Origin of the sequence: Micromonospora sp. RTGN7 (assembly GCF_033804645.1) — a bacterium.
GTDB lineage: Bacteria > Actinomycetota > Actinomycetes > Mycobacteriales > Micromonosporaceae > Micromonospora.
In genome coordinates this window covers 115,512-127,066 of the sequence record NZ_JAPZLF010000017.1, presented here as the reverse complement: position 1 = coordinate 127,066, position 11,555 = coordinate 115,512, and the positions used below count along the sequence as shown (strand labels likewise).

Below are 11,555 nucleotides of genomic sequence, written 5' to 3'. Positions count from 1 at the left end.
TGATCCTGTCGTTGTATGCCAAGGGTTTGACCACCGGAGAAATCCAGTCGCATCTGGCCGAGGTCTACGGCGCCGACGTGTCCCGTGAGTTGATTAGCAAGGTCACCGATGCGGTTGTCGAGGACCTGAACCGCCTCGTCGGCCTTGGTGCTGGCATAGCCGATCAATTGAGCGAGGACGTCAAGGGCCGCTTCAAACCCAGCGGCCTGGCCCTGCGAGATCGGGTCGCGTTCCATGGCGTGGTCCTTCCGGAGGGTGGGCGGTAAGGTCAGGATCCCACTGAGGATCTTGCAAGGTGAAGGGCTGCAGTTGCCGGACTACATCGGATGGTTACGACAACAGATTGGCCAAGCCCCGATCTTCCTGAACTTCGCCGGCGCGTGTGTGCTGCACGACGGCCACGTGCTGCTGCAACGTCGCAGTGATGACGGCTGCTGGGGGCTGCCGGGCGGCGCCATGGAACTCGGCGAGTCGGCCGAGGAGGCGGCGGTGCGGGAAGTCGCCGAAGAGACCGGACTGCAGGTACAGATTGACGGCCTGCTGGGTGTGTACACCAAGTACCGCCACGTCTACCCGAATGGCGACGTCACGCAGCCGATCACGGTGTTCTTCCGCTGCTCCGTCGCCGGAGGCCAGCTGACCGAGGGCGACAGGGAAACCCAAGAGCTGCGCTTCTTCGCGTTGTCCGCCCTGCCGCCGCTGAGCCACCAACAGCACACCGACGCGCTTGAAGACCTGCGGGCGGGCCGAGCCGGCGTTTACCGATAGCCGATACGCCACGATCAGCGGCCCTGTTCGGCATCACCGGGCCCACGCTGGGCAGTGATGCCCCCCGGACGCAAAGCCGTCTGCGGTGCAGGAGAAGCTGCCGTCCGCGGTCCGCGTGCAGGGAAGGCCCGCGCCGCGACGAACGTTCGCGCATTCTCAGCCACGACGGCGGCGATCTTCTCGCTGATAGCTGGCGTGCCAACCACGAACGCCTCATACCCGCCAGTGACCTCGAACTTCAGGCACTTGCCGCCGGCCGCGTCAACGAGCGCCCATCCCGGCGAGATGTCCCACGGGTTCGTGCCGATCCCGACGTACGCGTCAAGATGACCAGTAGCGACCGCAAGAGGGGCTGCTGGCGCGCACTAGTGTGCTGCGCCGGAAGTTCGCCTACAAAATCGGGCGAGTGATTCGAGGATCTCTTCGGCGGTCTTGGTCCAGATGAACGGTCGGGGGTTGCTGTTCCAGTCAGCGATCCAGGATCGGATGTCGGCTCCGAGGGCCTGGACGCTTTTGTGGGTGCCTCGGCGGATTTTCTGGTCGGTGAGGAAGCCGAACCAGCGTTCGACCTGGTTGATCCATGATGAGCCGGTCGGGGTGAAGTGCATGTGGAATCGTGGGTGCTTCGCCAGCCAGGCACGTACTGCCGGCGTTTTGTGGGTGCCGTAGTTGTCGCAGATCAGGTGCACGTCGAGCTCGGCCGGGACGCTCTTGTCGATGGTGATCAGGAATTTCTTGAACTCGGTCGCCCGGTGCTTACGGTGAAATTCGCTGATGACCGAGCCGTCGGCGATGTCGAATGCGGCGAACAGGCTGGTGATGCCGTTGCGGTGGTAGTCGTGGGTGCGGCGCTCGGGCATGCCGGGCATCATCGGTAGGACCGGCTGGGAGCGTTCCAGGGCCTGGATCTGGGATTTCTCGTCCACGCACAGCACCACGGCCCGTTCCGGCGGGTGGTGGTACAGACCGACGACGTCGACGACCTTCTCGATGAACTGCGGATCGGTGGACAGCTTGAACGTGTCTGCCCGGTGTGGCTCCAGGCCGAAGTCGCGCCAGATTCGGCCGATCGTCGACTTCGACAGCCCCGACTTCTCGGCCATTGACGCCCGTGACCAGTGGGTGGCGTTGCGCGGGGTCTGCTCGAGGGTCGCCACGACGACTTCTTCGACCTTGTCCAAGGCGATCGAGGGTGGCCGGCCGGGACGTTGCTCGTCGATCAGGCCGTCGAGACGTTCGGCCAGGAACCGCCGCCGCCATTTGCCCACCGTAGACACATGAACACGCAGGTCTGTTGCCACATCGGTGTTCGATGCACCCTCGGCGCACGCCAGAATAATCCTCGACCGCATCGCGAGGATCTGCGCGGACTTCGCCCGCCGCGCCCAGCGGGTCAATGTCGTACGTTCCTCGTCAGTCAACACCAGCGGTGCGGTGGGGCGCCCTGTTCGTGCCATCGACCCACCCTACACCGACTTATCAGGCGAATTTCCGGCGCGACACACTAGCGGTGGGGTGTCGTTGCGTTCGCGTCGGCCGGTGAGGATAGCTGGCCGCTTGGCACCGAACAGCCACGGCGGTCGCCTTCGCGGCCGCCGTGGCTGGAGCGGTCATTGCCGTCGGGATCTTCGCACAATCAGCCCCGCTACACCGATCATCAGTGCCGCAACGGAACCAATTAGCACCACCCACGGCAGCGGGTCTCTGCGTTCACCTGAGATCAACTCGTACCCGGACCAGAGGATAGCCCAGGGCGACACAGAGGCCAAGAACCAGTAATTACTCTCGGCGAGGCTCATCTTCTTCCGGGGCGGTAACCGTGCGTAGCCCAATTCATTTACTCCTACTCATTTCGTAGACGGACCAGATGGTGAGGAGCAACTCTTGCCGCCCGACGTCATCGTCACATAGGCCTGAATGGCAACCCCTGGAGGTAACCCAGACCCGCGCCTAGCCCTGCGCCGATCAATCCCTCGGCAGCGGCGTTGCCCCAGTCGACCGGTCCGCCGTCTTCGGCATCCCCGATGGCTGCTTGCGCGAATCCAGCGACACCGCCGCCCACCGCACCTGCAACGATAGGGTTGCCGCCCGACAGGCCCCATGCGGTCATACCAGCGACAGCACCGAGCAGGCCACCAGCAAGCGCAGCTGTCCAACTATTACCTGACGGGTCAACGTAGTTGATCGGGTTGCCACCGGCGTAGGCGTATCGGTTGCCGTGTTGTGGGTTGCCGATGAAGCTGAGGTTGTCTTGTTGGGTGAAGCGGCCTTGTTGGGGGTTGTACCAGCGTTGGCCGAGCTTCGTGAAGCCGGTGCTCTGGTCGTAGGTACCGCCGGTGTAGCGGATGAGGTTGGTGGTGCCGAGGTTGGTTTCGTCGGTGGTGGTGGCGTTGCCGTAGGGGTCGTATTTGTAGGTGGCGGCGAGGGTGCCGTTGGCTTTACGGCGGCGACGGGGGTGCCGAGTCCGTCGAGGACGAACGCGGTGTCGGTGCCGTTGATGCGAAGGCCCAGCGGGGTGCCGATGCTGTCTCGTTCGACGTATACGGGCTATCTGCCATCGAACCCTGGCGAGGCTTGCAACGGCCCCCAGCCCCGTCTTCACGTCTCCCGGCTCGCGTCGTGGTCGCCACCCGCCCGTCGGACGACCCGCCGCCAGCAGGGCCGCCTGCAGCGACGCCGGACCTTATGACAGAAGCAGCCCCGAAGCGCTGAGCCTGAGCTCGCCCGGGGCTGCTTCTGTCATTCATTTAGAGGATCTAGAGGAGTTCCCTCGCGTGACCACTGCGAACAATATCGCACATAACAACAGCAGCGCCCCTCCTAGTGAAACCGCCTCCCAAGAGAGATCATTTGACAAAGCCTCCACAAGCAGCGCCAGGCATGTCAAAACGATTACGGCGACGAGCAGGGCGCGAAGGAGTTTATTTTTCAAATTGCAGCACCATTAACAGATCCTTTACCAGCCACACTCTTCCACCATCTCCTGTAGGGTTCCGGCAGCGACAACCCAGGTTCCTGCAACCATCAGGCTCGAGACCCACGTCACCGGCGTAGCAGCTACTGCGACCTCGAATGCAACTACCGCACCGAAAGCGAAGGCCACCTTCGTCGCACAGCTTTGGCCGGTTGGATCGATGTAGTTCGTCGGGTTGCAGCCAGCATAAGCGTAACGGTTTCCCTGCTTCGGGCTGCCGATGAAGCTCAGGTTGTCCTGTTGGGTGAAACGGCCCTGTTGGGGGTTGTACCAGCGCTGGCCGAACTTGGTGAACCCGGTCGTAGAGTCGTAGGTGCCGCCAGCGTAGCGGACAAGGTTGCTCGCGCCCAGGTTGGTTTCGTCGGTGGTGGTGGCGTTGCCGTAGGGGTCGTATTTGTAGGTGGCGGCGAGGGTGCCGTTGGCTTTGACGGCGGCGATGGGGGTGCCGAGTCCGTCGAGGACGAACGCGGTGTCGGTGCCGTTGATGCGCAGGCCCAGGGGGGTGCCGATGGCGTCGCGTTCGACGTAGACGGTGCTGCCGCTGGCGGTCCAGGACTGGAGCCAGGGCATGCCGTGTTGGTCTTCGTAGCCGTACTGCATGGTGGTGGTGCCGGCGCGGGTGAGTTCGACCTGGTCGGTGCCTGCGTAGGCGTAGGTGCCGGTGTTCGCGGCGGTCATCTGGTTGGCGCCGTTGTAGGTGACGGGGTTGACCGTCGGGCTGCTGGTGCGGGTCTGGTTGCCGCGGTTGTCGTAGGTGTTGTTGGTGGTGGTGATCTGGTTGGCGGTGTTGTAGGTCAGGGTTTGGGTGGTGGTGCCGTCGACCTTGACGCTGGTGCGGTTGCCGTTGCTGTTGTAGGCGTATTCGTAGGTCTTGCCGTTGTAGTTGGTGGCCTTGGTCAGCCGGTTGGCCTGGTCGTAGGTGAACTCGCTGATCGCGTTGGACACCTCGTCTTTCTGCCACTGCCGCAGGCCGGTGTCGTCGGCGGTGGCGGTGGAGCAGGGCTGCCCGGAGGTGTACTCGGCGTAGCAGTAGGTGACGTCGAAGATGATCGCGGGGGTGGCGGAGTTGCGGGTGGCGGTGATGCGGGTGGGCCGGTCGGACTTGTCGTAGACCGTCTTGACGCGCAGGGCGTAGACGCTGTTGGTCGCGTCGGTGGCGAACCAGGTGTTGAGGCGGTTGCCGTCGTTGTCGTAGGAGTAGTTGTAGCGGGTGGCGCTGGCGGTGTCGGTGCGGACCAGCCAGTTGCGGGTGTTGTAGTAGTGCTTCGTGGTGCCCCGGCCGTCGGTCAGGTCGGTGAGGTTGCCGGCGAGGTCGTGCTCGTAGACGAAGGCGGCGGTGCCGGGGTTGGTGCGCTTGTGCAGGCGGTTGAGCTGGTCGTATTCCCAGGTGGTGGTGCCAGTGGAGTCGGCGCGGCTGATCAGGTTGCCGGCGCGGCCGTACTCGAAGGTGACGTCGGGCAGCGTCCCGCAGCCGGAGTAGCTGGTCTTCTGGACCCGGTCGTCCTTGCTCCACTCGTTCGTGGTGGTGCATCCGCCCTGGGTGACGGTGGCGATCCGGCCGAGGACGTCGTAGGTGAACGTCTTGACCGCCAGGCCATTGCCGGTGGGCGGAGTGAGCGTGGTGATCTGCTTGTCGCTGTCGTAGGTGTAGGTGGTGGGGTTGTTGGTGTTCGCCGGGTCGGTGGAGGTCTTGACGGTGCCGTTGGTGTTGTAGTCGACGTCGGCCTTGGCGGCGAGGGCGTCGGCGGTGGAGGTGCGGTTACCGGCGCCGTTGTAGGTGTAGGTGGAGGAGTTGCTCTGGGTGTCGATCGACGAGGACGGCTGGAAGTTCGCCGTCGGGTTCGTCGAGGTCGCCGCGTTGGCGTACGCCGCCGAGGCGCTCGAGCCCGAGGGGGAGGCGGACTTCGTCAGCGACTCGCCGGCGTTGGCGCCGTAGGTGTTGGTGACGGTGCTGCCCTCAGGGCTGACGTCGGTGGCGACGTCGCTGAACGGGGTGTAGGTCTTGGAGCGCTCGTTGCCGGCGGGGTCGGTGGTCTTGGTGACCCGCTTGTCGCTGTTGAGGTCGTAGGTGGTGTGCGGCACCGACGCCACCGGCTGCGACAGGTCCTGCCGGGGGTCGGCGACCTTGGTCTGCGACGAGGTGGGGTAGGCGAACCGGGTCGTCGCGCCCTGACCGGTGGCGTTGTTGGTGACCTGGGTGAAGGAGGTGACCCGGTGCTGCCCGTCGTAGGTGACGGTGCTGTAGGTGTCGTCCTTGGTCCAGATCTTCACCAGGTCACCGGCGGTGTCGTACTCGAACGCCCACCGTCGGGCCGTCACCGGGGTCTGGATGGCCTTGAGCCGGTTGTTGGTGTCGTACTCGTAGGTCACCTCACGCAGCACGTCGTATCCGTCGCTCTGCTGGTACTTCGTCAGCCGGCCGTTGGCGAAGGTGGCCGTCGCCTTACGGGCGTACGCGCCACCCCGGTCCGACGTCACCTGGGTGAGCTGCCCGCCGCTGTAGACGTAGTCGGTGACGTTGTCGTTGCGGTCCTCGGTCTTGTCCAGCAGACCGTCGGAGGTGAAGAACAACTCCTTACCGCTGCCGTGCTCGGTCAGCTTCCACCCCGTGACGTTGCCCGCGATCCCCGGCAGCGTCAGGTCGGTGCTGAGCAGCATCAGGTTCCCGGACCCGACGTTGACCTTCGCCTCCAGGCGGTCGGTCAGCGAGAACGACACCTGCGTGCCGCTACGCACCGGCCCGGTGCCCTTCGGCACCGACGGTGCCGCCCCCGCGGCCGACACCGGCAGCGCCGCACCCCGCGGACTGTCGAACAACCACACCTTCGACGACGACCGCGGCGACACCTGCGGCGCCGATGCCGTCTCCTTCGCCGCCGCGGGCGCGGCGGACACGGCCGGCGGAACCGCCAGCACCGACGCGGCCAGCAGCGCGGACGCCACCCCTACAGCCGCATGACGTTGGACCATGAACACTCCTGATTAATGGATGACCGGCAGACCTGTTTCCGCCGGAAATTGGACACACCTCACCGCACTCGGCACGGCATAAAACCGAACCGGCGCAGGCTGAAACAGCACCCCGGATATGCGGGCGCCAAGAAAGCAAGGAAAGAGAATTGTCTCGGAAGGTTGGTGCGCGGTCAGTCGCCGGCACGCGGCGGGTGAGAAACCGCCTCACACGTCGGCCCGGCCTCCGCCAGAGATGCCAGATCCCGATTCACGCGGGACGTCGCCTCCGCGAACAGCGGAACAAGCCACGCCACGACCGTCAGCCCGCAGGAGAGCACAAAAATGCGCATCGTCAGCACTACGAGCTGGGTAAATTTCGACTTTCGTCCTGACTCATGTTACCCCGGCAGTAGGTCAATAAAGATTACAAACAGAAAGGATCAAAGCCGCACAGGTGCACAAATCAACGACAACCAGTAGCTCTACGTGATCACGCTTGGTACCCGCACCAGAGCTCCGAGTGTCCGTCATTGACCCTCGGATGCTGCCCGCGCAGGCCGGGTGAGCCGGGGCGGGTGCCGGTGGCCGCTTGGCCGCGCGCGAGACGATCTCGCACAGTAGGTTGGCGGAGTGACTGGACGGTTCCCGATCGAAGACGTCTCCCCCGCCGTCGCCTGCGGTCGCTACCCGGCCAAGGCGGTGGTCGGCGAGGCGGTGCCGGTGTCGGCGCGCGCCTACCGGGAGGGACACGACGCGTTGGGCTGCAACGTGGTCTGGCTCGGCCCCGACGGCAAGGCCCGGCCGTTCACCCGGATGCGCCCCGGCGAGCCCGGCCAGGACCGCTGGCACGCCGCCATCCGCCCCGACGCCGTCGGCGCGTGGACGTTCGCCGTCGAGGCGTTCCAGGACCCGTACCTGACCTGGCAGAACGCGGTGACCAAGAAGATCGCCGCCGGCCAGGGCGCGGCCGACCTGGCCAACGACCTGGCCGAGGGCGCGCGGGTGCTGACCGCCGCCGTAGACCTCGTGCCGGCCGCCGACGTCGACCGGGTGACGGCGGCGGTGGCGGCGCTCGGTGACGCCGACATGGAGTTGCCCCGGCGGGTCGCCCCGGCCCTCGACCTGGCCGACCTGCTCTGGGCGTACCCGGTGCGCGAGCTGGTCACCACCGGCTCGGAGCACCGGCTCTGGGTAGACCGCCCCCGGGCGCTCTTCTCCGCCTGGTACGAGTTCTTCCCCCGCTCCGAGGGGGCGATCCCCGCCACGGTCGACGCGCCCGCCCGGTCGGGCACGTTCGTCACCGCGCTGGACCGGCTGCCCGGGGTCGCGGCGATGGGCTTCGACGTGCTTTACCTGCCGCCGATCCACCCGATCGGCCGGGTCAACCGCAAGGGCCCCAACAACACGCTCACTGCCGGCCCCGACGACGTGGGCTCGCCGTGGGCGATCGGCGCGGCCGAGGGCGGCCACGACGCCATCCACCCCGACCTGGGTACGCCGGCGGACTTCCGCGCCTTCGTCGCCGCCGCCGCCGAGCAGGGCCTGGAGGTGGCGCTGGACCTGGCGTTGCAGTGCGCCCCGGACCACCCGTGGGTGACCGAGCACCCGGAGTGGTTCACCACCCGCGCCGACGGCAGCATCGCGTACGCGGAGAACCCGCCGAAGAAATACCAGGACATCTACCCGGTGAACTTCGACAACGACCCGGAGGGCATCCGGGCGGAGATCCTGCGGGTGGTGCTGCACTGGATCGGCGAGGGCATCCGGATCTTCCGGGTCGACAACCCGCACACGAAGCCGTTGGACTTCTGGCACTGGCTGATCGCCGAGGTCAAGAGGGTCGAACCGGACGTGCTGTTCCTCGCCGAGGCGTTCACCCGGCCGGCGATCATGCACGGGCTCGGCAAGATCGGCTTCACCCAGTCGTACACCTATTTCACCTGGCGCACGACGCCAGCCGAGATGCGGGAGTACTGCGAGGAGCTGGTCGCGTCGGCCGATTACATGCGGCCGAACTTCTGGCCGAACACCCCGGACATCCTGCACGAGACGTTGCAGCACGGCGGCCCGCCGATGTTCAAGATTCGGGCGGTGCTGGCCGCGCTGCTCTCCCCCTCCTGGGGCATGTACGCCGGCTTCGAGCTGTTCGAGCACACCGCCCGCCCCGGCGCGGAGGAATACCTGGACAACGAGAAGTTCGAGCTGCGCCCCCGGGACTGGGCGGACGCACAGGCGCAGGGGCGCTCGCTGGCCCCCTTCGTCGCCACCCTCAACCGGGTGCGCCACGACAACCCGGCCCTGCACCGGCTGCGCAACCTGGTCTTCCACGACATCGACAACCCCGGGCTGCTGTGCTGGTCCAAGCACGACCCGGAGACCGGCAACACGGTGATCGTGGTCTGCTCGTTCGACTCGCAGACCGTGCAGTGGGGCAACGTCACCCTCGACATGCCGGCGCTCGGCCTCGACTGGCACGAGCGGTTCACCGTGCACGACGAGCTGACCGGCGCCGGCTACGACTGGGGGCTGCACAACGCGGTACGGCTCGACCCGTACCTGCAACCCGCGCACGTGTTCACGGTGCGCCGGCCGGCACTGCCCCCGGTGGAGCCGACCGCGCCGGCCGCGCCCGACCTGACCGTGCAGGCCGTGCCCTCCGAACTCTCCGGGGGCACCGCCCCCACCGCTGCGGCTGACAAGGACGACGCACGATGGACGAGCTGATCGCCGGCGCGGCGCACGACCCACACGCCGTGCTCGGCGCGCACCCCGCCGACGGGCGCACCACCATCCGCACCCTGCGCCGAGGCGCTCAGGCGGTGAGCGTGCTCGTCGGTGACGAGCGGCACCCGGCGACCCGGGTGCACGACGCGGGCGTCTTTGAGGCCGTCCTGCCCGGTGAGGTGCTCGACTACCGAGTCGAGGCCGACGGCGCGATGCACGACGACCCGTACCGTCACCCGCCCACCCTCGGCAAGCTGGACCTGCACCTGATCGGCGAGGGCCGGCACGAGCGGCTGTGGGAGGCGCTCGGCGCCCGGGTCCGCGACGGGGGCGTGGCGTTCGCCGTGTGGGCGCCCAACGCGCGCGGCGTGCGGGTGGTCGGCGACTTCACCGGCTGGGGCCCGGACGACGGCTGGCCGATGCGCTCGCTCGGCTCCAGCGGGGTGTGGGAGATCTTCGTCCCTGACGCGCCCGAGGGCGCCCGGTACAAGTACCGGGTGCTGGGCGCCGACGGGCACTGGCGGGACAAGGCCGACCCGATGGCCGCGTACGCGGAGGTGCCGCCGGCCACCGCGTCGGTGGTGCACCGCTCGACGTACCAGTGGAACGACGCCGACTGGCTGGCGCGACGCGCGCGGCGGCAGCCGCACCAGGAGCCGATGAGCGTGTACGAGGTGCACCTCGGCTCGTGGCGGCCCGGCCTCGGCTACCGGGAACTGGCCGAGCAGCTCACCGCGTACGTCACTGAGCTGGGCTTCACCCACGTGGAGTTCATGCCGGTGATGGAGCACCCGTTCGGCGGCTCCTGGGGCTACCAGGTCACCGGCTACTACGCGCCGACGTCCCGGTTCGGCAACCCCGACGACTTCCGGCACCTCGTCGACACCCTGCACGACGCGGGGATCGGGGTGCTCCTGGACTGGGTGCCGGCACACTTCCCCAAGGACGAGTGGGCCCTGGGCCGCTTCGACGGCACCCCGCTCTACGAGCACCCCGACCCGCGCCGCGGCGAGCACCCCGACTGGGGCACGTACGTCTTCGACTTCGGCCGCCGCGAGGTGCGTAACTTCCTGGTCGCCAACGCGCTCTACTGGTGCGACGAGTTCCACGTTGACGGGCTACGGGTCGACGCGGTCGCCTCGATGCTCTACCTGGACTACTCCCGGCCCGAGGGGCAGTGGCTGCCCAACGTGCACGGCGGCCGGGAGAACCTGGAGGCGCTCGCCTTCATGCAGGAGGTCAACGCCACCGTCTACAAGCACCACGCCGGAGTGGTGATGATCGCCGAGGAGTCCACGGCCTGGCCGGGCGTCACCCGCCCCACGGCCGACGGCGGGCTCGGCTTCGGGTTCAAGTGGAACATGGGCTGGATGCACGACACCCTGCTCTACACCTCGAAGGACCCGATCCACCGGGAGCACCACCACCACCAGCTCACCTTCTCCCTGGCATACGCGTGGAGCGAGAACTACGTGCTGCCGATCAGCCACGACGAGGTGGTGCACGGCAAGGGCTCACTCGCCGCCAAGATGCCCGGCGACACCTGGCAGCGGTTGGCCAACGTGCGGGCGCTGCTGGCGTACATGTGGGCGCACCCGGGCAAGCAGTTGCTCTTCATGGGCTGCGAGTTGGGCGACGACCGGGAGTGGAGCGAGGAACGTGGCCTCGACTGGTACCTGCTGCACGACCCGGCGCGGGCCGGCGTGCAACGCCTCGTCGGCGACCTGAACCGGGTCTACCGGGACACCCCGGCGCTCTGGGCGCAGGACACCGAGCCGGCCGGCTTCCGCTGGATCGTCGGCGACGACGTCACCCACAACACGGTGGCGTTCGTCCGGATCGCCCCGGACGGGGCGACGCTGGTCTGCGTGGCGAACTTCTCCGCGCTGCCGCTGGAGGACTACCGGATCGGCCTGCCCGCCGCCGGGACGTGGACGGAGGTGCTCAACACCGACGCCCACCACTACGGCGGGTCGGGGGTGGGGAACCTGGGTGAGGTGCACGCGCAGGACGTGCCCTGGCACGGGCTGCCGGCGTCGGTGGCGCTGCGGGTGCCCCCGCTGGGCGCACTCTGGCTTCGGCGCGACTGACCCGGCCGTCGGCCGAGATTCACCTATGCCGATCGCCAGCACTGGGG

6 protein-coding genes and 2 pseudogenes are annotated in these 11,555 nt (G+C 67.3%); 4 read left to right on the top strand and 4 right to left on the bottom strand.

Annotated elements, in window-relative coordinates:
• Together SNR22_RS22690 and SNR22_RS22685 are read left to right on the top strand one after the other, a co-directional pair.
• Positions 1-128, top strand: a pseudogene (locus SNR22_RS22690) (transposase); the annotation flags it as partial.
• 181 nt (positions 129-309) lie between these two features.
• Positions 310-768, top strand: coding sequence for an NUDIX hydrolase (locus tag SNR22_RS22685; RefSeq protein ID WP_320068653.1), 459 nt, complete (start codon positions 310-312; stop codon positions 766-768).
• A 14-nt stretch (positions 769-782) separates the two neighbouring features.
• Here the strand turns inward: SNR22_RS22685 and SNR22_RS22680 are convergent.
• From SNR22_RS22680 to SNR22_RS22665, 4 genes and pseudogenes are all read right to left on the bottom strand, one after another.
• Positions 783-1,103: pseudogene (locus SNR22_RS22680) on the bottom strand (hypothetical protein); the annotation flags it as partial.
• 30 nt (positions 1,104-1,133) lie between these two features.
• Entirely contained in the window at positions 1,134-2,225 is a 1,092-nt protein-coding gene (locus SNR22_RS22675) for an IS630 family transposase (RefSeq protein WP_320068652.1), read from the bottom strand.
• A 446-nt stretch (positions 2,226-2,671) separates the two neighbouring features.
• Complete coding sequence (locus SNR22_RS22670) at positions 2,672-3,370, bottom strand: RHS repeat-associated core domain-containing protein (RefSeq protein WP_320068651.1); 699 nt, start codon at positions 3,368-3,370, stop codon at positions 2,672-2,674.
• A gap of 354 nt (positions 3,371-3,724) precedes the next feature.
• Positions 3,725-6,712, bottom strand: a complete 2,988-nt coding sequence (locus SNR22_RS22665) for an RHS repeat-associated core domain-containing protein (protein ID WP_320068650.1) — start codon at positions 6,710-6,712, stop codon at positions 3,725-3,727.
• 612 nt (positions 6,713-7,324) lie between these two features.
• On the opposite strand from SNR22_RS22665, the gene SNR22_RS22660 reads away from it, so the two are divergent.
• Complete coding sequence (locus SNR22_RS22660) at positions 7,325-9,418, top strand: alpha-1,4-glucan--maltose-1-phosphate maltosyltransferase (protein ID WP_320068649.1); 2,094 nt, start codon at positions 7,325-7,327, stop codon at positions 9,416-9,418.
• Positions 9,406-11,508: a 1,4-alpha-glucan branching protein GlgB gene (gene glgB / locus SNR22_RS22655; protein ID WP_320068648.1), complete on the top strand. Its 2,103-nt coding sequence runs from the start codon at positions 9,406-9,408 to the stop codon at positions 11,506-11,508. Before SNR22_RS22660 ends, glgB begins: the two co-directional genes overlap by 13 nt.
• Positions 11,509-11,555: the final 47 nt, after the last annotated feature.

Coding starts and splice junctions, on each gene's coding strand:
- SNR22_RS22675 (WP_320068652.1), bottom strand. CDS start 2,225: ATGGCACGAACAGGGCGCCCCACCGCACCGCTGGTGTTGACTGACGAG.
- SNR22_RS22665 (WP_320068650.1), bottom strand. CDS start 6,712: ATGGTCCAACGTCATGCGGCTGTAGGGGTGGCGTCCGCGCTGCTGGCC.
- glgB (WP_320068648.1), top strand. CDS start 9,406: ATGGACGAGCTGATCGCCGGCGCGGCGCACGACCCACACGCCGTGCTC.